Below are 21,570 nucleotides of genomic sequence, written 5' to 3'. Positions count from 1 at the left end.
CCCGGCGCTCAAGACTAACGCGGGGTGGAGCAGCCCGGTAGCTCGTCAGGCTCATAACCTGAAGGCCGCAGGTTCAAATCCTGCCCCCGCAACCAATCATCCCGGAAATCCCCAAAAGCCCCCCAGTGGGGCTTTTGCCGCTTCTGGTTCCGGATAGCGAGCACAATGCTCCTCCGCGTAAGCGTCTCCAGATGGGCGCGACTGCCCTATCGCTGGAAAGCGGGCACGATGCGGGGTGGCGATTCTCCGACGACTATCAAGAGGCGTATCAGCTGGTTTAAACTTGGGCCGCTGATTTGCGGAATGCGGTCAACAGATCCTGTACGGGAGCCCGCAAAGGCTCGTTCCGCCTGTGAAACGCAATGATCGACACGTCCGGCATATCGGCGATCGGGCGTGACACAAGTCCGTGCATCGCGTAGTCGCGCGCCGTCATGGAATCGACGATCCCCACCCCGCCGCACGCCCGCACCATGCTGCACACATTTGCGCAGAACGGCACCACGCAGGCAGGATCGTAACTGAGACCTTGCGCCGCAAAGGCGGCTCGGATCGTACCGCCCATCGGCGACCAGTCCGTATTGTAGCAAACCAAAGGGTGCATGGAGACGTCCAGACAGGTGAGCGTTTGGAGCCGCGCCAGCGGATGGTCTGTTCCGACCACGGCCACCAACGGCGTCTGACCCACCTTGTAAGCCTGAAATTCGGCCTTTGGCGGCAAGGCCATCTGCAAGCCGATGTCCGCTTCTTCCCTGCGAAGGTCGTCTTCCGGAGAGTGAACCCTCAGGACGATACGTTTTTTCCAATTCTGGTATCCCGCACGAATAAGGATCGGGCCGATAAAGCTTTCGACGAGGGCGGGCGTTGCCGAGACTGCCACAGGCCGCGATGCCAGATTGCGCAATGTCGCCAGTTTGGAACGGACGAGCGCGTGCGTATTGAAGATCGTGATGGAGAGCGCAAAAAGCTCGTTGGCCTCATGCGTCGGTTCCAGCCGGTTTCCAGTGCGATGGAACAGGGAAAATCCGAGCCTGCTTTCCAGCCGCTTCAATTGCCCGCTGACGCTGGGCTGGGAGATCCCGAGAAGCCGCGCAGTTTCGGTGGTGGTACCCACGCGCATCAGAGTGCCGAAAAGTTCGAGTTCACGGAGATCCATTATCAACCTGCTGATAGAAGATAGCGCATTTATTATTATTCGGAGACAAGCCCGTTGTCTAACATCGATCCTGTCAAACGAAAGCGGCTGCGTCCCCCGCAAGAGCGCTTCAAGACATCCACGCAAGGTCAGGAGAACCTTCATGCTGCCCCGACTCAATCTGAAATGTCTGCTTCTTGCTTCGGCGTTTTCGCTCGCAGGAATGGTTGCGCATGCGGAAACACTACGCGTTGCGATCGGTTATGATCCCGTCAGCCTCGATCCGATCGCCAGCAGCGACAACGGTTCGATCTGGACGCAGCTTCTGATCTTCGACACGCTGATCCGCCCGGACAAGACCGGCGAGGGACTCGAACCGGGACTGGCCGAAAGCTGGACCGTTTCGGACGACGGACTGACGCTGAATTTCAAACTTCGCGACGCGAAGTTCTCCGACGGAACCCCGGTCACCGCCGAGGATGTCAAATTCTCGATCGAGCGCGCCGCCTCGGAAGGCTCGGGCTGGGGGCGCTTCTACCGGCCGATCACCAGCTTCGAGATCGTCAGCGAGCGTGAGATCACCATGAAGCTTGCCGAGCCCTTCACGCCTGCGTTCAACAACCTGGCGCTTTTCGCAGCGGCAATCCTGCCGAAGGCACAGGTGGAAGCCAAGGGCGCTGCATTTTTCGATGCCCCGATTGGTTCAGGCCCGTTCATGCTCAAATCCCGGGTCCGGGGCTCGCGCGTCAATCTGGCGAAAAATCCGCACTATTGGCAGCAGGGCAAGCCCTTCGTGGACGAAGCGGTGCTCGAGGTCGTCACGGAGCCGTCGGCCCGCGTGATCAAGCTGGAGGCCGGCGAAGTGGACGTGGCGCTGGATCCGCCGTTGAACCAGCTCAAGGAGCTGGATGCCAAGGATGGCATCACCGTCGGCCGGACCATTCCCTACCGCGCCGATTTCGTACAGCTGAACACCACCCGCAAGCCGTTCGACGATGAGCGCGTGCGCCTGGCGCTGAACTATGCAGTCGACAAGAACGCGCTCGTGCAGGGTGTTCTTTTCGGCGCGGGCAACCCCGCAGCGTCGGCCATGCCCGTCATGGCTCATGCCGACAAGAACCTTGCGCCCTATGCCTATGATCCGGCCAAGGCCAAGCAGTTGCTGGCCGAAGCCGGCTATGCGGATGGCTTCGAGGCGCAGCTCGTCGTCGATTCCGGTGCCGCCACCAGCCGCAACGCCGCCATCGCGCTGCAGGCCATGTTGCAGCAGGTCGGCGTCAAGCTGAAGGTTCAAATGCTGGAGGGCGGTACCCAATGGGAAACCACCAAGGCCGGAAACTACGATATGTCGGTCTCCTACACCACGTCCGACACGATCGATCCGGACCAGATCATCGGTTTCGTCGCGGTCAATCCGGAGCGGGCGAATGCCTATCATACGGAGTGGAAGAATGACCGCCTGAACGCGCTTTACGTCGAGGAACGGAAGACCGTGGACGGGGAAGCGCGCGGCGCCATGTTCAAGGAAATGATCCAGATCCTGCACGACGGTGCCCCCTATATCTTCCTGTATCATCCGGCGTCCGCCTGGGCGGTACAGGACAAGGTGAAGGGCTTCGAGATTCTACCGACCTCGAACTTCCGCCTCGAAGAGGTACAGCTCGAAAAGTAAGACGACCGCCTCCGCCCGGCCGGGGCGGAGGCCCCTTCAACCGCAGCGGCCAACCGCCGGTAAGAAATTCATGCTCTTCGCCATCTCCAAACGTCTGCTGATGCTTGTGCCCGTTCTGATCGGGATAACGATGATCAGCTTCCTGCTTCTCCAGATCATGCCGGGCGATCCCGCCTCGCGCGCCATGGGCACTCGGGCCAGCCCCGAGGAACTGCAGGCGATGCGGGAACTCTGGGGTCTCGGAAAGCCGCTCTGGGTCCAGTATCTCTATTTCTTGCGAGACTGTCTGACCGGCAGCTTCGGTGTGTCGATCTTTCACAAGCAGCCGATCATCGATCTCGTGGCGGAGCGCCTGCCCTTCACGCTGGCCATCGTCGGCTATTCGACGGTGATTGCGCTTCTGATTGCCTTGCCCTTTGCCATTCTGGCGGCGGCGAACCGCGGGCGCATGCTCGACAATGTGGTCCGCCAGATTTTCGTCGTCGTGGTCGCCATGCCGCCCTTCTGGCTGTGTTACGTGCTGATCCTGTGGCTGGCGCTTCGCATGGGCTGGTTTGCGACCGGCGGCGTGGGGGATGGTTTCCTGGCCAATATCGGCCGTTTGTTTCTACCCTCGCTCGTCGTCGGGCTTTCCACCGCAGCCTTGATCCAGCAAAGCCTGCGTGCGGCGCTGATCGACACGATGAAGGCCGATTATATCGATACCGCCCGTGCCAAGGGCCTGCGCGGCCATGAGGTTTTCCTGCGCCATATACTGCCCAACAGCCTGATCTCGACGATCTCGATCATCGGCGTGCGGGTGAGCTGGATCATCGGTGGGACCGTGGTGGTGGAAAAGATATTTTCCGTACCCGGTCTCGGCAGCCTGCTGATCGACGCGATCGTTTCGCGGGATCTGCCGGTGATCCGCGGGCTGACCGTGTTCTTCGCCATCATGGTGGTGATCGTCAACCTGATCACGGACATCTGCTACGCGCTGGCCGATCCGCGCGTTCGGCTGGAGTAGACGATGCCCATCCTTCGCAAACTGTTGCGCACACCCGCCGGTGCGATCGGCCTGCTCATGCTGGCGGTTACCCTTGCGGCAACGCTCATGACCCCGATCCTGTCGCCTTACGATCCGCTGGCGCTGGATTTTGCCGCCGCCATGCAGCCGCCGTCGACCGCGCACTGGTTCGGCACCGACAATTTCGGGCGTGATATCTTCACGCGCATTCTCGCAGGCGCCGTCTTCGATCTCAGACTGGCCCTGGTCTGCGTCTTCGGCCCGATGATCATGGGCGTCATGATCGGTCTGGTCGCCGGTTTCTACGGCGGCATTGTCGATGCGGCGCTCATGCGGCTTACCGATATCGTCTGGGCCTTCCCCTTCTATGTCCTGATCCTTGCGATCGTCGGTGTTCTCGGACCGAGCGAGGCCAATCTCTACATCGCCTTCTTCATCGTCAACTGGATCGGCTATGCCCGCATCGTGCGCGGCGAAACGCTGCTGGTCTCCCGGCTGGAATTCATCGAGGCGACGCGCGTCCTGCGCTTCGGCAAGCCCAGGGTGATGTTGCGCCATATCCTGCCCAACGTGGTCACTCCGGCAGTGGTCTATTCCATGTCCGACGTGGTGCTGACGGTGCAGGCTGTGGCGGCCATGTCCTTCTTCGGTCTCGGCGTGCAGCCGCCCGCGCCCGAATGGGGACTGCTGATCGTCGAGAGCATCGATTATATGCGGGAAGCGCCATGGATGGCCATTTTCCCTGGCCTCGCCATCGTGTGGATCGGCATCGCTTTCTCGCTTCTCGGCGAGGGTCTCGCCACAGCCCTGAAGCCGAAGGGGTAACGTCATGAGCCTTCTGTCCGTCCGCGATCTGGTCACCGAATTCCAAAGTCCCTCAGGCACCGCAAGGGCGGTGGACGGCGTCAGCTTCGACGTCAACCCCGGTGAGATTTTCGGCATCGTCGGCGAATCAGGCTGCGGTAAATCCGCGACCTGCCGATCCATCCTGCGCCTGTTCGGTGGAGCTTCGGCCCAGGTGGCCAGCGGCCAGATCATGCTGAAGGAAACCGGGGACCTGGCACGGATGCATGAGCGCGAACTTGCGCAAGTGCGCGGCCGCGACGTCGCCTTCATCTTCCAGGATCCGTTGTCGGCGCTCAACCCGACGATGCGGATCGGCAAGCAGATCGGCGAGGTGATCCGCCGCCATCGCAAGGCCTCCCGCGCCGAGGCCCGCGAAGCCGCCCTGCAACTCCTGCGCGATGTGCATGTCACCTCGCCCGAGCGCAGGCTCGATGCCTATCCGCACGAATTGTCCGGTGGATTGAGACAGCGCGTCGTCATCGCCATGGCGCTGGCGCTACGTCCGCGCCTCATCATTGCCGATGAACCTACCACCGCGCTCGATGTCACGGTGCAGGACCAGATCCTGCGCCTCCTGAAAGAACGGCGCGACAGCCTGGGCACCTCGATCATCCTGGTCACCCACGATCTCGGCGTGGTCTCGCAGATCTGTGACCGGATGGCGGTAATGTACGCGGGACGCGTGGTGGAAACGGGCGCGGTACGCGATGTGCTCGACGCGCCATCCCATCCCTACACGCAGGCCCTGCTGGCGGCCCTGCCGGGACAGGTCAGCCGCGACAGCCAATTGATTCCGATCAAGGGCGCGCCGCCGAGCCTGATCGACCCGCCGGCCGGCTGTCGCTTCGCGCCTCGCTGCGCCCTTGCCCAGCCGCAATGCGCCATCGGCGCGGCGCCCGGGTTGCATTCGCGCCCCGCCGCCGCCGAGGGACATTTCGATGCGTGCATTCTGAACGAGGTGTCCCATGCCGCTGCTTGATTTTCAGAAGGTCGAGCGCCGCTTTCCCGTAAAGCGCAGTTTTGGCGATCTGCTCGTCAACCGCAAGCCGGTCTATCTTCACGCGGTGCGTGGCGTGGATCTGGCGGTGCGTCAGGGTGAGATCCTCGGCATTGTCGGCGAGTCAGGCTGTGGCAAGAGCACGCTGGCACGCATCGGGATAGGCCTTCAGCCGAGCGATGGCGGACGGGTGCTGTTCGATGGCCACCCGCTTGAAGGGCCGGATCGCGAAGGCCGCTTGCAAATGGTGTTTCAGGACCCCTATTCCTCGCTGAACCCGCGCATGACCATCGGCGCCCAGCTGGAAGAGGTGGTTGCGCGTTACCGCCCGCAAATGCCGCGCGGCGATCGGCAGGCTGAAGTGCAGCGCATTCTGGCGGAAGTCAGTCTCGTCCCGGAAACCGCGCTGAAATTCCCCCATGCCCTTTCCGGAGGTCAGCGCCAGCGGGTATCGATCGGCCGCGCGCTTTGCGCAGATCCGCAGGTGCTGATCGCAGACGAGCCGGTTTCGGCGCTCGATGCCTCGGTGCAGGCCCAGATCATCAATCTGCTGAAAGGCCTCAACCGGGACAAGGGCCTGACGATCATCTTCATCTCGCATGACATGAATGTCGTGCGCTATCTCTGCGACCGCGTGGCGGTGATGTATCTTGGCGAAATCGTCGAGCTGCAGGAGTGCACCAGCCTTTTCGCCACGCCGCAGCACCCGTACACGCAGGCGCTGATCGACGCCGTGCCGGATGTACGCCGGCCACAGTCCCTGCGCGAGCCGATTACCGGCGAGATACCCGATCCTTTTGCCGTCCTGCCCGGTTGCCGCTTTGCTCCGCGCTGTCCGCTCGCCGAGACCGCCTGCCAGGCGCCGCAGCCCATGCAGGCTCTCGATACCGGCGGTCTTGCCCGCTGTTGGAAAGCCGCCCGCGTTCTTGCGTGACCCCGTTCCCCATAGAAAGAATTCCCGATGTTTTTCAAATCCGACGCCGATTGGTCCGGCCGCTGTGACAGCGTTACCGCCTGCCTCCTCGAGCAGTTTGGCGAACAGGGTCTGACTCCCGACAATTTCGGTTTCGTTGCCCTGCGGGAAAACGGCTTCGGCGAAACGCCCGATGGCTTTGCCTATCGCGGCGACTGGCGATGCTATCCCTGCAGTCTCGTCAAGGTGTTCCATCTCGTGCACGCGTTGAGCACCATCGATACGGGCCGCGTGGCCGATCATGAGGAATTGTCACGCGCCATGCGCGACATGATTCTCTGGTCGTCGAACACCGGAACCAATTATGTGATCGACGTGATTACCGGCACGACCGGCAACACGCTGCTCGACACCTCCGAATTCGAAAGCTGGCGCGAAAAACGCGAGAGGCTGAACCGGTTCTTCCACGATCACGGATGGCCGGAATTCGAAACCTGCAACATCACGCAAAAGCTGATGGACGATATTCGCTATGGTCGCGAGGCGCAGTATGCCGGCCGCTCCGGCGAATATCTGAACGCCCTCACCCCTCTTGCCGCGGCACGGCTGTTTCACGAGATCTTCGCCGGCGCGGTTCCGCTGTCCGACGCTTCGCGCGCGCGCGCGCAGAAAATCCTTCTTCGCGACCGCGAAAGCTCGGAGGCGAAACAGCCGCACTTCCAGGTCAACGACTTCCTCGGTGGCGGCGTGCCGGCCGAAGCTTGCATCTGGAGCAAGGCCGGACAGAACTCCTGGACGGGCGATCCACGCGCGTCCTATTACAAGCACGATTTGATCCGCATTGCTGCGCCGGGCAAGGCGGCCATCATCGTCTGCCTGATGACGCAGGGGAAAGGGATCTGCGAGGACTATCCAAAAGTCTTCCCTGAAATAGGAAAGGTTCTTTGCGACATTCTGCTGAACTGACGCCGTAGGATCTAGAGCAATTCCAGCAAAAGTGGGCAGCGGTTTTGCGTCCGGAATTGCGTTAAAACAAAGAGATAGAGCATTGAAGGTGATCCCGTTTTCACCGGAAATGCTCTAGTCCCGCAACCGACCGTGAATGCTTGGGATGAGCGCGATGCACAACAACCGGATAGTCTATCTGAATGGGGAATATCTCCCCGAAAGCGAAGCCAGGATTTCGATCTTCGATCGCGGATTTGTCTTCGCCGATGCTGTCTATGAGGTCACTTCGGTGATCGACGGCAAGCTTCTGGATTTCGACGGCCATGTCGCCCGGCTGGAGAGGTCCCTCGGAGAACTCGGCATTCGCAAGCCATTGACGCGCGAGGCGCTTCTGGACATTCACCGCGAGCTGGTGGCGAGAAACGAACTCACGCAGGGGCTGCTCTACCTGCAGGTTTCGCGCGGTAATTCGGGCGACCGCGATTTCCTCTTCCCAGCCGAGGATGTGGCGCCGACCGTCGTGCTGTTTACCCAGTCAGTGCCCAATCTGGTGGATGCGCCCAAGGCACGGACCGGCATCAAGGTTATCTCGGTCCCCGATCTGCGGTGGGGGCGCCGCGATATCAAGACGGTCCAACTGCTCTATCCTTCCATGGCGAAAATGATGGCGAAGAAGGCGGGGGCCGACGACAGCTGGTTCGTACAGGACGGTTTCGTGACCGAAGGCACTGCCAACAATGCCTATATCGTCATGGGTGGCAGGATCATCACCCGTGCCCTGTCGAACGATATTCTGCACGGCATTACCCGTGCCGCCCTCCTGGGTTATGCCCGAGAAGCGCAGATAGAGGTCGTGGAAATGAACTTCACCATCGAGCAAGCGCAACGCGCCGATGAAGCGTTTATCACCGGCGCCTCGACCTTCGTGATGCCGGTCGTCGAAATTGACGGTGTAAAGATCGGCAGCGGCGAACCCGGCCGCGTCGCCATCCGCCTGCGCGAGCTTTACATCCACGAGGCGCGCAAAGCCGCGATTTGACCTGGTCCGCGGAAGTTCCGGCAAAGCATGAGCGGTCCTGCCGAAACGACCTGAACTTGGCCTCGTGGACAAGGGGTATCCACCCACCGTAGGATGGTCCCGTCTCTCCGGTATTGCCAGAAGGAACCGCAAGGTACGCGAGCGGAATACTCGTCATAGAGATCGTCAGAGCTGCGGATCCTGCGGTCCTTTGCCGGACGCACCGACGTCGCTGGCGCAGCGAAAGCCCATGTGCCCGGTCGAGGTGTCTTCGTCGTTGAAGCTGCGCGCGGCATTGCGGTAGCGGTTGCAGTAGGAGGCGTGGCAGAGATAGGAGCCGCCCTTGATGACACGGGCTGTGCCCGCGTCCGGACCGCGGGGGTTGTTGCGCGTCTCCGACCGCTTGGCTGTGTGCCAGGTTGCACTCCATCGATCGGCCGTCCATTCCCAGACATTGCCCGACGTGTTCCACAGGCCATAGCCGTTCGGTCGGAAACTGCGCACGGGGGCGGTTGCGAGAAAGCCGTCTTCTGCCGTGTTTTGCCGCGGGAACTCGCCCTGCCAGACGTTGCAGCGGTGTTCGCCCCCGGGCTGGAGTTCGTCGCCCCAGGGAAACCGTTTTGCCTCCAGGCCGCCGCGGGCGGCCTTCTCCCACTCCGCTTCCGTCGGCAACCGCTTGCCTGCCCATGCCGCGTAGGCCGCGGCATCGCGCCAGGAAACGTGGACGACCGGATGGTCCTCCCGTCCGGCCAGTCGCGAACCCGGCCCGTCCGGCGCACGCCAGGTCGCCCCGCGCACCGCCAGCCACCAAGGAACGCCGGGAACGCCGGCGTCCATGACGGCGCGAGCGGCTTCGGGATGCAGGGCGGCATGGAAGACATAGGACCAGCCATAGCGTTCCGCATCGGTTTCATGGCCGGAGGCAGCGACGAAGCGTTCGAAGGCGGCATTGGTCACCGCAGTCCGTTCGATCAGGAATGCGTCGGTGTAGACCGACCGCGCCGGTCCCTCGCCATCGGCCGGAAATCCTTCCGCGCCGTCGTCGCCCATGCGAAACGCACCCGCAGGGATCAATGCCATGTCCTCATCGCCGGACCTGGGCGCTTCGCCGGTGCCGGCAGTGCCGGCTGCGCCGGCGGGGGCGAGCCCGGCTTGCGGCAAGCGCCGTTCCCGGCTCGGGACGCAGCACGACTTGCCGTCACGCGCCTCCATGACCGCGCCCGACCTGTCCGTTGCGATAGTCCTGCAGGAGGTCCAGCGCGCTCAGGCGATGCTGGCGCTGGTGGCGTTCGGCATGCGCAAGGATGCGGGGGCTGCCTCCTTCTATCTCGGAGATCCAGTTCAGAAGTCGAGCGCGAAGATCAGCCGTGATCTCGGAGAAGGCCGGCATCCCGATCAGGTTGGTCAGCTCGAAGGGGTCGCTGTCGAGATCGTACAGGGCAAACTCCTCGTATTCGGCAGCCTCGGACTGTGCTGCGTCGTAGGGGGCCGTGACGGCATATTTCCAGCGTTCCGTACGGATCGCCCGCCCGGTCTCCGTTTCGGATATCTGGACGAAGCTCTCCTGACGCCAGTCCGACTTCGGATCGCGCAGGAGCGGCAGGATCGACCGGCCCTGCATCGTCTCCGGCACCACAAGACCGGCCGCATCGATCAGCGTCGGCGCGACGTCGGTGGTGTTGACCAGCGCACGCACGCGCCCGCCGCTGTCGAAGCCGGGACCCGTAAACGCCATCGGAACCCGGATGGAGGCCTCATGGCAGGATCGCTTGTACTCGTCGTTTCGTGTCTTGAAGTGGCACCCATGGTCGGAGGTGAACAGGACGACGGTATCGTCCTCCAGGCCCAGGCTCTTGAGCGCGTCCAGCAATCTCCCGAAGGCTTCGTCGAGGCGCTTGACCATTCCGTAGTAGCCAGCGAGATGCCAGCTGGACGTGCCCTGCAGCGCCTGGAGGTCCGCAGGGACCCAGAGGCGCTTTTGCAGTTCCTCCCGATACCCCGTAGGGGCCGGGTAGTCGTCGGTATTGTTCTGGTGGTGCGGTTCCAGGAAGGAGAGGAACAGCAGGAACGGCTCTTCCTTGTGGACGTCGATGTAGCGGATGGCTGCATCCGTCATGGCGTCCACGCGATAGCCGGGCAATCTATGCTCGACCCCGTCATTGTCGGTCAGCCGCGTATCGTAGGCGTCCGAGACGAACTCGAGATGGTTCGCCGCCAGCCAGTCCTCGTAGCCGCCGCGCAGCCCTTCCGGAACCGGATCCTGCCCGGCCAGATGCCATTTTCCGATATAGCCGGTGCGATAGCCGTTCTCCAAAAAGACGCGCCCCAGCGTCGGCAACTGCGGATCGAGCGGTATCTCGTTGCGGAACACGCCGGTCGCCGTCGCGTAGCGTCCCGTCTGCAGGGCGGCGCGCGAAGGGCCACAGAGCGGCTGGCAGGCAAACGCGTTGGCCACATGGGTGCCCATCTGCGCGATCCGGTCGAAGTTCGGGGTCAATCCCATGGGATTGCCATGAACTCCGGTCGTGTCGAACCGCTGCTGATCTGTGAAAAAGACGATCACGTTTGGTCGTTTGGCCACCACCTGCTCCAATGCTTGTCAAAGGTGACGGACCGTAGCGGCGGGCCGACTCCCCGGGAAATGAAAATAAGGACTGCCGGTCATGACCAATTTTTATCGCGCAACCGCGAGCAGAGCTCTTCGAGGATCTCGATCGAACGCTGGATGATCGGGTAGCCCAGCGACGATTGCCTGATCCAGAGGCCGGAATCGAACGTCCACAAGGGCGCCGCCAGAGGCAGCTGGCGCAATCCGCGCTCACGGGCCAGCGGCCGGACCGGATCGGCCGCCGCGGTCAGCGCCGTGGAATTGGCGACGATGTCGAGGCAGGCTTCGATCGTATGCGCTGTCAGGCCGATCCTCGGCGGCTGCAGGCGCAGATCGTCATAGGCACGCGTGAGGCGGCCTGCGGTGTGGTCGTCGCGATGAAGGAGCACCCAGGGGGAAGGTGCGGTGTCGGCCAGCGTCAGGTTCTCCCTGTCGTAGAGAGGGCTGAGCAGCCCTGCAAAGACAACGACGTTCGCCGAAAGCAGCGGATGGGTAACGATCCCCTCCGGCGGTGCCCCCACCAGCGCCCCGAGGATCAGGTCGATCTCGCCACGCATCAGCTCGGGGCGCGTGGGCGTCAGAAGATCGGCGCGCAGCTCGATCATCGTGTGCGGAAATTCGCTGTGGAGCTGGCTGACCAGGCGGGCCGCCAGTCCGCTCTGATAGGCCACGCCCGCCACGATCCGCAGGATGGCTTTTTCCTGCCGTCGCTCCGCGGCCATTTCCTCCACGGCGAAGCGATATTGATTTTCGATTGCTTCCGCGCGCTGCAGGAAGCGCTTTCCCGTGTCGTTGAGGAACATGCCGCGGGCCGTTCGCATAAAAAGCTCGGCTCCGAGCTCGGATTCGAGCCGGCGGATCGTTTTCGTCACAGCGGGCTGGGTGAGACCAATTTCCTCTGAAGCGGCGGTCAGATTGCCTTTTCTTGCTACGGAAAGGAAGGCTCGAAGATTTCTATCCATGTCATTCCGCCAGGTTATCGCTCGTGCCCAGTGATTTCATTTTACATCATCATGCCGCCCGTTCTTTTGTCAACAAAGTCTATAAAGTATGTCGTCTGTTCGACATGCGATCGGAGGGATGAAGCGATGAAGACGATACCTGGCTCGGCCCGCCAGCGCTGGCGTTTGAAACTGGGCGCGGCGCTGCTTGCTGTGGGGTTTGCAGCGACACCCGTTCTGGCGCAGGAAGATGTTCCAGATGTCGGCGAGCAGGTGCCGATCACCGCTCTGATCAACGCCTCGCCCTGGTTCTCGGGCTTTGAGGCAGCCGTTGCGCTCTACGAGGAGCAAACCGGCAATGTGGTGGAGCTGGACGTGACGCCCTACTCCGGCATGCTGGAAAAGGCGCGCAACGCGGTGCGCGGCGCGGAGAGCACGCACCAGCTGCTGAACATCGACGGTGGCTGGACCGTCGAGTTCTACGAAGCCGGCACGCTGACGCCGCTGAACGAAATCGATCCGGAGTTCAAGCTTCCGCAAGAGGTCTTTGCCTGCGGTGAGACGCACTGGTGGAACGCCGCGAAGCGCTGGCGCACCCCGGACGGCGGAGCGCTGTACGGCGTCCCGCCGAACTGCAACACGCACATGCAGGTCTATCGCACCGACATCTTCGAACAGGCCAAGCTTACCCCTCCGGTCACGGTGGACGATGTTGCGGTGAGCTGCAAGGCGGTTCAGGCGGCCTCTGGGCTTTATGGCTATGTCACCCGGGGCGAGCGAGGCTCGATCCGCTTCGAATGGTCTCCCTATCTCCTGGCGCACGGCGCGGATATCGCGGCCGACATGGAGAACGGTGACTACACCGTGACCATCAACAGCCCGCAGGCGCTGACCGCCCTCACCAAGTTCCTTGACATCCTGAAGGGGTGCGGGCCGGACAACGTCGCCGCCCTCACGCAGAACGACGTCATCCAGCTCATGGCCGCCGGCAAGGCCGCCGAGATCCAGGTGGTCGTCGCCGCCATGTCGAGCCTGACCGATCCCGCCAAGTCCGTGGTTGCCGGCAAGCTCGGCGCCGTGCCGAACCCGATCGTCGACGGCAGGAAGCTTCCCTCGCCCATCGGCAACTGGTCCCTGGCGATCCCGCAGAACATCTCGAAGGAGCAGAAGGAAGCGGCACTGGCCTTCCTGAAATGGTTCGTGTCGAAGCCGGCCCAGGAGGCCTACGTCGAGGCAGGCGGCGTGCCGGTCCGGGCCGACGTGCTCGAGCCGCTTGCGGATCAGCCGGACTACTTCTGGGTCAAGGCCTATCTCTCCAATCTCGACGGAGCGGTGAGCCCGTTCGGCTATGCCGAGGCGGCAGAGGTGAACGAGGTGCTCGGCCTGCGTCTCAACCAGGCCTTGATCGGGGAGCTCTCCCCCACCGCAGCGCTCAATACCGCGGCTGCCGAGATCGAGGCGATCTTCCGCAAGACGGGCCGCAAGACCGGCCGCCTTCCCGACCTCGCGGAATGAGCCGAGCAGCATGTCCGTAAGCTCAGCCATACTTGACGATGCGGAACGCCCTGTCAGGGCGTTCCGTCGCAAGCAGCTCTTCCGCAGGGTCGCGCTCTTGCCTGCGGTGATCATGCTGGTCCTGCTGACGGTCGTGCCCATGCTCAACCTGTTTGCCATGGCCCTGGCCGAGATTTCGGTGTCGCGCGGGCAAACCGAATGGGTCTTCAGGCCGCTGGCCAATCTGAGCCTGCTTCTGGATGACACCCAGTTCCTGACGGCCACGCTGAACACGCTTCTGTTCACGGTTCTATCCGTCTCCGTGGAGCTCGTCTTGGGCATCGGCCTTGCGCTTCTTGCCGCCTCGGTTCGTCGCGGCAAGGGGTGGATCCGGACGGTGACCATCCTGCCCATCCTCGTCTCTCCGGTCGCCATCGGCGCCATGTGGAGACTGATCTACAGCTACGATTTCGGCCCGCTCAACCAGATCCTCGAGGCGTTCGGTCTGGCCAAGGTCGGTTGGCTCTCCGAAACCTCCATCGCGCTCCTGTCGGTCGTCGTGGTCGACGTCTGGCATTGGACGCCGCTGGTGTTCCTCATCCTCTTTGCGGGCGTCGAGGGACTGCCGCGCGAGGTGATCGAGGCCGCGAGGATCGACGGGGCCAATCGCCGCCAGCTTCTGCGCCATATCGTCCTGCCGCTGCTGGCGCCGGCCATCGCGGTGGCCTTCATCTTCCGGTCCATTGCCGCCTTCAAGGTGTTCGACCAGATCGTGCTCCTGACCGGCGGCGGGCCCGGCACCGCGACCGAAGTGCTGAGCCTGCGGCTCTACAAGGTCTTCTTCGAACAGAATATCATGGGCTACGGCGCGCTTCTTTCGGTCGTCACCATTGCGATGATCCTGGCCTTCCTCCTGACGGCGCGGTTCAGCCTGCGCTGGCTGGAGGCGCGAAATGCTTGAATTGAGAGGCCGCAGTCTCCTTCTCGGCCGGGCGCTTCTGGCGCTTTCGGTCGTCTTCACGCTGGCGCCGTTCCTCTACATCCTGGCGACGTCGTTCAAGACCGAAATAGCGATCGCCACGGGCGACGTCCTGTTCGATCCGACGTTGGGCAACTATCAGCAGGTGCTTTTCGGGCGGCGCTCGAATTTTGTCCGCAACCTGTTCAACAGCGTCACAGTGGCTGCGGTCAGCACCGCCATCACGCTCACAATCGGGCTGCTCGCCGCCTACACGCTGGAACGCCAGCAGCATTCGCGGCTGGTCTCGCGGGTGTTTCTGGGATGGACGCTGGTATTCCACGTCATGCCCACGCTGACGCTGATCGGACCATGGTACCTCATCTTTCGCTGGCTCGACCTCTACAATACGCTGACGGCGCTCGTCCTGGTCCATGTGGTGCTGAACCTCCCGCTCACCGTCTGGCTGCTCATGGGGTTCATCCGCGACATTCCCGTCGAACTGGAGGACGCTGCCCGCGTCGACGGCTGTACTCCGTTCCAGGTGTTCCGCAAGGTCGTGCTGCCGCTCGTGACGCCGGGGCTCATCGCCGCCGGGGTTCTCGCCTTCGTGTTCAGCTGGAACGAGTTCTCTGTCGCCCTGACGCTGGCTTCGCGGGCTGCGGCGACCGTCCCAATCGGGATTGCGCAATTTGCCCAGCAATTTGAAATCCAGAACGGCCCGATGGCCGCCGCCTCCATGATCGCGATCCTGCCGGCCCTGGTGCTGATGATCTTCGGCCAGCGTTTCGTTGTCCAGGGTCTTACCGGCGGCGCCTTGAAATAGAGGATAGAATGGCAAGAGTTGACCTTAAGGGAATCGTCAAGTCCTTCGGGAAGTCGCAGGTCCTTTCCCAGATCGCCCTCGACATCCGGGACGGAGAATTCCTCGTCCTCGTCGGGCCCTCGGGATGCGGGAAATCGACGCTTCTGCGGGTGATCGCGGGCCTCGAAGACGCCGACGCGGGCACCGTGCGCATCGACGGTCGCGACGTCGACGGCCTCGAACCCCGTGAGCGCGATGTGGCGATGGTGTTCCAGTCCTATGCGCTCTATCCGCACATGACCGTGCGCCAGAATATCGGCTTCAGCTTGACGCTCTCCGGCCGGCCGAAAGCCGAGATCGACGCAGCCGTCGAGGATGCGGCCCGTCTTCTCGGCCTCACAGCGCTTCTCGACCGCAAGCCGCGCCAGCTTTCCGGCGGGCAGAGGCAACGGGTCGCGATGGGTCGGGCGATCGTCCGCAAGCCCGCGCTCTTCCTGTTCGACGAGCCCCTTTCCAATCTCGATGCGAAGCTGCGTGTCCAGATGCGGACCGAGATCCGGGCGCTGCACGAGCGTCTCGGCGCCACCTCCATCTACGTGACGCATGACCAGGTGGAGGCCATGACGATGGCCGATCGCATCGTGGTGCTGGACCGTGGCCAGATCGTCCAGATCGGAACGCCGCTCGAGGTCTATGCAAATCCGGCAAGCCGCTTCGTGGCCGAGTTCATCGGCGCGCCGGGGATCAATATCCTGGATGGCGAGATTGGCGCGGACGGGACGGTGCGCGCCGGTCGTCTCGTCCTTGGCCGCAGTTCCGCGGCGCCCGGGCCGGTCGATATCGGTATCCGTCCGGAAGACCTTGTCCCCGGAGAGCCGAACGCGCCCGATGCCTTGCCGCTGACCTTCGACATCGTCGAACACCTCGGCGCGGAGACCTACGTCTTCGGCGACCGCGATGGCCGGCAAATCTGCTGGCGCAGGCCCGGCTCGCAAGGCCGGGCCGGCGAGACGGTCTGGCTGAGGCCGGAACCGGGCCGCGTTCACCTGTTTGTCAAGTCCACCGGCGGCATCCTGCCACAGATCACCGGAGCTTCCTGATCATGAAAGCCGTCTTCCTACTTTTCGACAGCCTCAATCGCCATCTTCTTGGCCCCTATGGCGGGACCGCCGTGCCGACGCCGAATTTCGACCGGCTGGCGGCCCGTTCGGTGGTCTTCGACAAGCATTATGTCGGATCGATGCCCTGCATGCCGGCGCGGCGCGACATGATGACCGGACGGCTGTCCTTCCTCCATCGCAGCTGGGGGCCGCTCGAACCCTTCGATAACGCCTTCCCGGAGCTCCTGCATGACGCCGGCGTTCACTCCCACCTGGTGACCGATCATTATCACTACTGGGAAGACGGCGGAGCCACCTATCACAATCGCTACACCACGTTCGAGTTCGTTCGCGGCCAGGAGGCCGACCCGTGGAAGGTCGACAAGTCGAAGGACCTGGTCGAGCTCAGCGAGAAGTACCACCCCAAGCAGCGGGGTGGCGGGATCAAACACGTCTTCGAGCCCTACATCGTCAACCGCGAATTCATCACGGAAGAGGAGGATTTCCCTTCCTACAAGACATTCGCGCACGGTCTCGATTTTCTTGCCAGGAACCACGCGGCGGACAACTGGCTGCTCCAGATCGAGACCTTCGATCCCCATGAACCCTTCCATGCGCCCGACAGCTTCAAGGAGGCATTCCGGACCGGCTGGAACGGGCCGATCCGGGACTGGCCGACCTATGGGCGGGGCAATGACGAACCGGGCGAGGCCGATGAGCTGCGCGCCAACTATCGGGCCACCCTCGCCCATTGCGACCATCTGCTCGGCAAGCTGCTCGACGCATTCGACGAATACGACCTCTGGAAGGACACGGCGCTCATCCTGACCACCGACCATGGCTTCCTGCTCGGAGAGCATGACCTGTGGGCGAAGAACCGGATGACGATGTACCAGGAGATCGCCAACATCCCGCTGTTCATTCACGACCCGCGCGCGCCGCGCTCCGGCCGGATCGGCGATGTGACCCAATCCATCGACATCGCCCCGACGTTATTGGCGTTGTTCGGTCTCCCCCCGGCCGAGGAGATGAAGGGGCGGGCGCTCGTGGGCGAGACGCACCATGACGCGGTGATCTTCGGCTATTTCGGTGGCGCCGTGAACATCACGGACGGCGTCTACACCTATCACCGCTACCCGGAGGATATCCGCACCCAGGAGATCTATCAGTACACGCTGATGCCGACCCATCTGAAGACGCGATTCACGCCGGAGGAATTGCGCGAGGCGCGGCTGCACCCGCCTTTCGACTGGACCAAGGACGTGCCGCTGCTTCAGATCCCGGTCCAGTCCCGTTCGCCCTTCTACATGAACTACGGCCCCGGCAGCCTGATCGAGAGCGACACGCGGCTCTACGACGTCGTTGCCGATCCCCGGCAGGTGCGCACGCTGGATGACCCCGAGACGGAAGCGCGTCTCGTCGCCCGCCTGATCGAGCTGATGGCAGAAAACGATGCGCCGCCCGAAGCCTATCGGCGGCTCGGCCTGATGCCGCCGGAAGGCGCGCAACCATCATCGGAATAGAGCAAGGCGGTGGTCGTCGCGGCCGGCGGCTATTAGTCTATAAATATAGTAGAAAATATTTTCCTCCAGGGACCGCTTCCACAATAGGGAAAATTCCCGATCTGCCTGACCGGTAAATCGGCATTCGTTGCCCAGGAATTGGGCATTTGCGATTTTTGAGGCGGAAACAATGGTGTTTCGAACCAATCGCGAAGGCAGCTATCATGTCGAAAATCGTCAAAAAACTCCTGGAAGGTGCGTCCTTGTCGCGTCGCGCGGCTGTTCTTGCGCTGGCCGTTGCGGCCGTCTCCGTCTCGACGCTTCCCGTCGCGGCCCCGGCCTTTGCGCAGGACAAGAAGGATCTGAAGGTCGGTATCATTTCGGGTGAGGATGAGGACGTCTGGCGCGTGGTCGTAGCAGAGGCGGCGAAGAAGGGGCTTACGATCGAGACGGTCGTCTTCAACGACTACACCCAGCCCAACGAAGCGCTCGCCCGGGGCGAGGTCGATGCCAATGCCTTCCAGCACCTTCCCTATCTGGAGAACCAGATCAAGACGCACGGCTACAAGATCGTGCCGGTGGGCTATACCGGCGTCTGGCCGATCGGGCTGTACTCGAAGAAGCACGCCAAGGGCGCAGAGCTCCCGGACGGCGCCGTCATCGGCGTGCCGAACGATCCGTCGAACGAGGGCCGTGCGCTGCGCGTCCTGCAGAACGAGGGGCTGATCAAGCTCAAGGACGGCACGGGCATCCTGGCAACGATCGCCGATATCTCCGAAAATCCGAAGAAGATCGAGATCAAGGAGCTCGATGCGGGCATCGTCGGCCGCTCGATTGATGATCTCGACGCCGCCGTCGTCAACACGGACTGGGCGCTGAAAAGCGGGCTCACGCCCGAAAACCGCATTGCGCAGGAACCGGTCGACGACAATCCGTATCGCAACTTCATCGCCGTTCGCGAGGAATCCAAGGACGAGCCGTGGGTGAAGCCGCTGGTCGAATCCTATCAGAACGACGCGGTGAAGGCAGAATTCGATCGTGTCTACAAGGGCACCGGCATCAGCGCCTACTGACGCAAGCGCGGGGGGCGGCACAGACATCCCACGATGGGCATCGGTCCATCGTGGGATGTTTCGTTTTTGGAGGCCAGCGCACAGCTCGGTTGGAGGGGTGATCTTTTCCCAAAGCAGATCGAAAATAGCGTCCTTTTTCTTTAATCGAGTTTTTTTATAGAGAATTATCGGGGCAGAATTGGAGTGAGAAATGTCTATCCCCAGGCTCGTCGGCATAGCAGGAAGTTACAACAGGCCATCCAAGACCCTGGCGCTTGCCGAGCACATCACCGCGTTGATCGGCACCCGCTACGCCACGGAGACCGCGCTCTACGATCTCAACGATGTCGGCCCCTCCCTCGGTGGCGCGCTGTGGCGCAAGGACCTCGACCGGCAGGCCGCGGCCGTCGTCGACGATATCGTTGCCGCGGACGTGCTTCTTGTCGGATCGCCGACCTACAAGGGATCCTATCCGGGCCTGTTCAAGCACCTGTTCGACCTGATCGATCCTCTGGAACTGCGGGGAAAGCCCGTGATCCTCACGGCCACCGGCGGGGGAGACCGGCATGCTCTGATCGTCGAGCACCAGTTGCGCCCTCTCTTCGGCTTCTTCGGCGCCCGGTCGCTTCCGACCGCGATCTATGCCTCGGACGTCGACTTCAGGGACTACAAGGTGGCTTCGCCCCGCTCGGCCGCGCGCTTCGACGATCTCCTGTCCGACCTTTCCGGCGTCCTCCCGGCGCTCGGGGCAGGGATCCATCATGCCGCATGACCTGGCCGGCGCCTGAATTCAAGGAAAGGGGTGAGCCATGGATATCCGAAAGATCGATGACGATTATTCGGTCTCCCCGCAGATCGACGCCGAAGAGGTCGACATCGTCAGCCTGCTGGGCTTCAAATCGATCGTCTGCCACCGGCCGGATCATGAGCAGCCCGATCAGCCCGAGTTTTCGGCGATCGCTGCCCGCGCGGCACAGCTGGGCATCGAGGTCCGGCATATTCCCGTCGTGCCCACGGGGCTTACGGATGAAGCTGTCGGCAGCATGGTTCGTGCGCTGAACGACCTCCCCCGGCCGATCCTCGGATACTGCCGCTCGGGCGCGCGCTCGACCAGGATCTACGAGCAGGCGCTGCAGCCTCAATGACCTGCGCCTGTCAGTCACGCGTCATGGAGGTGTCGGGATGAACGCGGCACGGCAACTTCATCTGGGGGCCTTCATGCGGCCCGTCAGCCTGCACACCGGTGCCTGGCGCTATCCGGGAGCCTACCCGGATGCGAACTTCAGTTTCGCGCGCCTGAAGTCCTTCGCGCTCAAGCTCGAAGCGGCGAAGTTCGACGCCTTTTTCATGGCGGATCATCTTGCGGTGCTGAACATGCCGATCGAAGCCCTGCGCCGCAGCCATACGGTCACGTCCTTCGAGCCGTTCACGCTTCTTTCGGCGCTGGCGGCGGTGACGGAGCGCATCGGTCTCGTGGCGACCGCCTCGACGACCTTCGACCAGCCCTACCATGTCGCCCGCCGTTTCGCCTCGCTCGACCACATCAGCGCGGGCCGTGCGGGATGGAACATCGTCACCACGTCGAACCCCGACGCGGCGCGCAATTTCGGCCTCGACGAACATGTCGAACACGGCGAGCGCTATGCGCGGGCGCGCGAGTTCTTCGATGTCGTCACAGGGCTATGGGACAGCTTTGCCGACGACGCCTTCATCCGCGACGCTGAAAGCGGCATATTCTTCGACCCCGAACGCCTGCATGTTCTCGACCACACGGGACCCGAACTGAAGGTGCGCGGGCCGCTCAACATTGCCCGTCCGCCGCAGGGGTGGCCCGTCATCGTGCAGGCCGGCCAATCGGAGCCCGGGCGGCAACTTGCCGCCGAAACGGCGGAGGTGGTCTTCTGTTCGCCCCGGGATCTTTCGGCGGGCAAGGCGCTCTATGCCGATATCAAGGGACGCCTCGCCGCCGTCGGTCGGGCGCCGGACAGCCTGAAGATCCTGCCCGCCGCCTTCGTCGTCATCGGCGACACGGTGGAGGAGGCACGCGCCCGGCGGCTCCGGCTCGACAGCCTCGTGCACTACGACAGCGCCATTGCCTCGCTCTCCATCGCCCTCGGCCATGATGCTTCCGGCTTCGATCCGGACGCCCCCCTGCCGCCCATCCCGGAGACGAACGATAGCAAGACCGGCCGCGCGCAGGTGCTGAAACTCGCCGAGGAAGAGCGGCTGACCGTTCGCCAGCTGGCGCAGCGTTATGGGGGCTATGCCGGCCTTGCCTTTGTCGGAACGGTCGACACCGTTGCCGACGAGATGGCCGCCTGGCTGGAGGAAAAGGGCTCGGACGGGTTCAACGTCGTCTTTCCCTATTTGCCGCAAGGCCTTGACGACGTCGCGGAGCGGCTTGTCCCAGAGCTCCAGCGGCGAGGCCTGTTCCGGACGGACTATGCGGGCCAGACGCTGCGTGACCATCTGGGGCTTTCAAGGCCGAAAAACCGGTTCTTCGAATGAGCCGAAAATGGCCATCGAGAGTATGTTCCGGCCCCTTTCTCGTCATCGCCCAAATCAGGGCTTGATT

20 protein-coding genes and 1 tRNA gene are annotated in these 21,570 nt (G+C 62.8%); 17 read left to right on the top strand and 4 right to left on the bottom strand.

Annotation, left to right across the window (positions count from 1 at the left end):
* The first annotated feature begins 18 nt into the window (after positions 1-18).
* A tRNA-Met gene (locus GGQ64_RS09300) sits at positions 19-95 on the top strand.
* 182 nt (positions 96-277) lie between these two features.
* Here GGQ64_RS09300 and GGQ64_RS09295 read toward each other — a convergent pair.
* Complete coding sequence (locus GGQ64_RS09295) at positions 278-1,156, bottom strand: LysR family transcriptional regulator (protein WP_183802533.1); 879 nt, start codon at positions 1,154-1,156, stop codon at positions 278-280.
* A 142-nt stretch (positions 1,157-1,298) separates the two neighbouring features.
* Here GGQ64_RS09295 and GGQ64_RS09290 point away from each other — a divergent pair, with 142 nt between their 5' ends.
* The 7 genes from GGQ64_RS09290 to GGQ64_RS09260 all read left to right on the top strand — a co-directional run bounded on the left by GGQ64_RS09290 (position 1,299) and on the right by GGQ64_RS09260 (position 8,556).
* Entirely contained in the window at positions 1,299-2,807 is a 1,509-nt protein-coding gene (locus GGQ64_RS09290; protein ID WP_183802530.1) for an ABC transporter substrate-binding protein, read from the top strand.
* Positions 2,808-2,877: 70 nt separating this feature from the next.
* Positions 2,878-3,813, top strand: a complete 936-nt coding sequence (locus GGQ64_RS09285; RefSeq protein WP_183802527.1) for an ABC transporter permease — start codon at positions 2,878-2,880, stop codon at positions 3,811-3,813.
* Between the two features lie 3 nt (positions 3,814-3,816).
* On the top strand, positions 3,817-4,638 hold the full coding sequence (locus tag GGQ64_RS09280) for an ABC transporter permease (RefSeq protein ID WP_183802524.1): 822 nt from the start codon (positions 3,817-3,819) through the stop codon (positions 4,636-4,638).
* 4 nt (positions 4,639-4,642) lie between these two features.
* Complete coding sequence (locus GGQ64_RS09275; RefSeq protein ID WP_183802521.1) at positions 4,643-5,638, top strand: ABC transporter ATP-binding protein; 996 nt, start codon at positions 4,643-4,645, stop codon at positions 5,636-5,638.
* Positions 5,625-6,590: an ABC transporter ATP-binding protein gene (locus tag GGQ64_RS09270; protein WP_183802518.1), complete on the top strand. Its 966-nt coding sequence runs from the start codon at positions 5,625-5,627 to the stop codon at positions 6,588-6,590. The genes GGQ64_RS09275 and GGQ64_RS09270 overlap by 14 nt, the downstream gene beginning before the upstream one ends.
* A 27-nt stretch (positions 6,591-6,617) precedes the next feature.
* A complete protein-coding gene (locus tag GGQ64_RS09265; RefSeq protein WP_183802515.1) occupies positions 6,618-7,535 on the top strand; it encodes a serine hydrolase in 918 nt (305 codons plus the stop codon).
* A gap of 145 nt (positions 7,536-7,680) precedes the next feature.
* Positions 7,681-8,556, top strand: a complete 876-nt coding sequence (locus GGQ64_RS09260; RefSeq protein ID WP_246422515.1) for a D-amino-acid transaminase — start codon at positions 7,681-7,683, stop codon at positions 8,554-8,556.
* Between the two features lie 165 nt (positions 8,557-8,721).
* Here the strand turns inward: GGQ64_RS09260 and GGQ64_RS09255 are convergent, their stop codons facing one another.
* The 3 genes from GGQ64_RS09255 to GGQ64_RS09245 all read right to left on the bottom strand — a co-directional run bounded on the left by GGQ64_RS09255 (position 8,722) and on the right by GGQ64_RS09245 (position 12,105).
* Positions 8,722-9,696, bottom strand: coding sequence for a formylglycine-generating enzyme family protein (locus tag GGQ64_RS09255; RefSeq protein WP_343059449.1), 975 nt, complete (start codon positions 9,694-9,696; stop codon positions 8,722-8,724).
* Positions 9,697-9,733: 37 nt separating this feature from the next.
* Positions 9,734-11,116, bottom strand: a complete 1,383-nt coding sequence (locus GGQ64_RS09250) for a sulfatase family protein (protein ID WP_343059448.1) — start codon at positions 11,114-11,116, stop codon at positions 9,734-9,736.
* A gap of 80 nt (positions 11,117-11,196) precedes the next feature.
* Positions 11,197-12,105: a LysR family transcriptional regulator gene (locus GGQ64_RS09245; RefSeq protein ID WP_183802504.1), complete on the bottom strand. Its 909-nt coding sequence runs from the start codon at positions 12,103-12,105 to the stop codon at positions 11,197-11,199.
* A 126-nt stretch (positions 12,106-12,231) separates the two neighbouring features.
* On the opposite strand from GGQ64_RS09245, the gene GGQ64_RS09240 reads away from it, so the two are divergent.
* From GGQ64_RS09240 to GGQ64_RS09200, 9 genes are all read left to right on the top strand, one after another.
* Positions 12,232-13,599, top strand: a complete 1,368-nt coding sequence (locus GGQ64_RS09240) for an ABC transporter substrate-binding protein (RefSeq protein ID WP_183802501.1) — start codon at positions 12,232-12,234, stop codon at positions 13,597-13,599.
* 10 nt (positions 13,600-13,609) lie between these two features.
* The gene (locus GGQ64_RS09235) at positions 13,610-14,539 is read left to right on the top strand and encodes a carbohydrate ABC transporter permease (RefSeq protein ID WP_183802498.1); all 930 of its coding nucleotides are present in this window, start codon (positions 13,610-13,612) and stop codon (positions 14,537-14,539) included.
* Positions 14,532-15,362, top strand: a complete 831-nt coding sequence (locus tag GGQ64_RS09230) for a carbohydrate ABC transporter permease (protein WP_183802495.1) — start codon at positions 14,532-14,534, stop codon at positions 15,360-15,362. The genes GGQ64_RS09235 and GGQ64_RS09230 overlap by 8 nt, the downstream gene beginning before the upstream one ends.
* Before the next feature lie 8 nt (positions 15,363-15,370).
* Positions 15,371-16,441 (top strand): ABC transporter ATP-binding protein, encoded by a 1,071-nt coding sequence (locus tag GGQ64_RS09225; protein ID WP_183802493.1) that lies wholly within the window; start codon positions 15,371-15,373, stop codon positions 16,439-16,441.
* A gap of 2 nt (positions 16,442-16,443) precedes the next feature.
* On the top strand, positions 16,444-17,964 hold the full coding sequence (locus tag GGQ64_RS09220; RefSeq protein ID WP_183802490.1) for a sulfatase: 1,521 nt from the start codon (positions 16,444-16,446) through the stop codon (positions 17,962-17,964).
* Between the two features lie 203 nt (positions 17,965-18,167).
* Complete coding sequence (locus GGQ64_RS09215; protein WP_183802487.1) at positions 18,168-19,016, top strand: MetQ/NlpA family lipoprotein; 849 nt, start codon at positions 18,168-18,170, stop codon at positions 19,014-19,016.
* A 190-nt stretch (positions 19,017-19,206) separates the two neighbouring features.
* The gene (gene msuE, locus GGQ64_RS09210; RefSeq protein ID WP_183802484.1) at positions 19,207-19,767 is read left to right on the top strand and encodes an FMN reductase; all 561 of its coding nucleotides are present in this window, start codon (positions 19,207-19,209) and stop codon (positions 19,765-19,767) included.
* 37 nt (positions 19,768-19,804) lie between these two features.
* The gene (locus GGQ64_RS09205) at positions 19,805-20,140 is read left to right on the top strand and encodes a protein tyrosine phosphatase family protein (RefSeq protein ID WP_183802481.1); all 336 of its coding nucleotides are present in this window, start codon (positions 19,805-19,807) and stop codon (positions 20,138-20,140) included.
* A gap of 37 nt (positions 20,141-20,177) precedes the next feature.
* Positions 20,178-21,503 (top strand): LLM class flavin-dependent oxidoreductase, encoded by a 1,326-nt coding sequence (locus tag GGQ64_RS09200; protein WP_183802478.1) that lies wholly within the window; start codon positions 20,178-20,180, stop codon positions 21,501-21,503.
* Positions 21,504-21,570: the final 67 nt, after the last annotated feature.

The sequence above is a fragment of the Mycoplana azooxidifex genome (assembly GCF_014196765.1).
GTDB lineage: Bacteria > Pseudomonadota > Alphaproteobacteria > Rhizobiales > Rhizobiaceae > Mycoplana > Mycoplana azooxidifex.
This window is presented reverse-complemented; position numbering and strand designations above follow the sequence as displayed.

What these genes read in the sequence shown, in the direction of transcription:
- GGQ64_RS09230 (WP_183802495.1), top strand. Translation starts at nt 14,532, where the DNA reads ATGCTTGAATTGAGAGGCCGCAGTCTCCTTCTCGGCCGGGCGCTTCTG.
- GGQ64_RS09285 (WP_183802527.1), top strand. Translation starts at nt 2,878, where the DNA reads ATGCTCTTCGCCATCTCCAAACGTCTGCTGATGCTTGTGCCCGTTCTG.
- GGQ64_RS09205 (WP_183802481.1), top strand. Translation starts at nt 19,805, where the DNA reads ATGGATATCCGAAAGATCGATGACGATTATTCGGTCTCCCCGCAGATC.
- GGQ64_RS09225 (WP_183802493.1), top strand. Translation starts at nt 15,371, where the DNA reads ATGGCAAGAGTTGACCTTAAGGGAATCGTCAAGTCCTTCGGGAAGTCG.
- GGQ64_RS09220 (WP_183802490.1), top strand. Translation starts at nt 16,444, where the DNA reads ATGAAAGCCGTCTTCCTACTTTTCGACAGCCTCAATCGCCATCTTCTT.
- GGQ64_RS09295 (WP_183802533.1), bottom strand. Translation starts at nt 1,156, where the DNA reads ATGGATCTCCGTGAACTCGAACTTTTCGGCACTCTGATGCGCGTGGGT.
- GGQ64_RS09200 (WP_183802478.1), top strand. Translation starts at nt 20,178, where the DNA reads ATGAACGCGGCACGGCAACTTCATCTGGGGGCCTTCATGCGGCCCGTC.
- GGQ64_RS09270 (WP_183802518.1), top strand. Translation starts at nt 5,625, where the DNA reads ATGCCGCTGCTTGATTTTCAGAAGGTCGAGCGCCGCTTTCCCGTAAAG.
- msuE (WP_183802484.1), top strand. Translation starts at nt 19,207, where the DNA reads ATGTCTATCCCCAGGCTCGTCGGCATAGCAGGAAGTTACAACAGGCCA.
- GGQ64_RS09235 (WP_183802498.1), top strand. Translation starts at nt 13,610, where the DNA reads ATGTCCGTAAGCTCAGCCATACTTGACGATGCGGAACGCCCTGTCAGG.
- GGQ64_RS09215 (WP_183802487.1), top strand. Translation starts at nt 18,168, where the DNA reads ATGTCGAAAATCGTCAAAAAACTCCTGGAAGGTGCGTCCTTGTCGCGT.
- GGQ64_RS09265 (WP_183802515.1), top strand. Translation starts at nt 6,618, where the DNA reads ATGTTTTTCAAATCCGACGCCGATTGGTCCGGCCGCTGTGACAGCGTT.
- GGQ64_RS09260 (WP_246422515.1), top strand. Translation starts at nt 7,681, where the DNA reads ATGAGCGCGATGCACAACAACCGGATAGTCTATCTGAATGGGGAATAT.
- GGQ64_RS09240 (WP_183802501.1), top strand. Translation starts at nt 12,232, where the DNA reads ATGAAGACGATACCTGGCTCGGCCCGCCAGCGCTGGCGTTTGAAACTG.
- GGQ64_RS09290 (WP_183802530.1), top strand. Translation starts at nt 1,299, where the DNA reads ATGCTGCCCCGACTCAATCTGAAATGTCTGCTTCTTGCTTCGGCGTTT.
- GGQ64_RS09245 (WP_183802504.1), bottom strand. Translation starts at nt 12,105, where the DNA reads ATGGATAGAAATCTTCGAGCCTTCCTTTCCGTAGCAAGAAAAGGCAAT.
- GGQ64_RS09280 (WP_183802524.1), top strand. Translation starts at nt 3,817, where the DNA reads ATGCCCATCCTTCGCAAACTGTTGCGCACACCCGCCGGTGCGATCGGC.
- GGQ64_RS09275 (WP_183802521.1), top strand. Translation starts at nt 4,643, where the DNA reads ATGAGCCTTCTGTCCGTCCGCGATCTGGTCACCGAATTCCAAAGTCCC.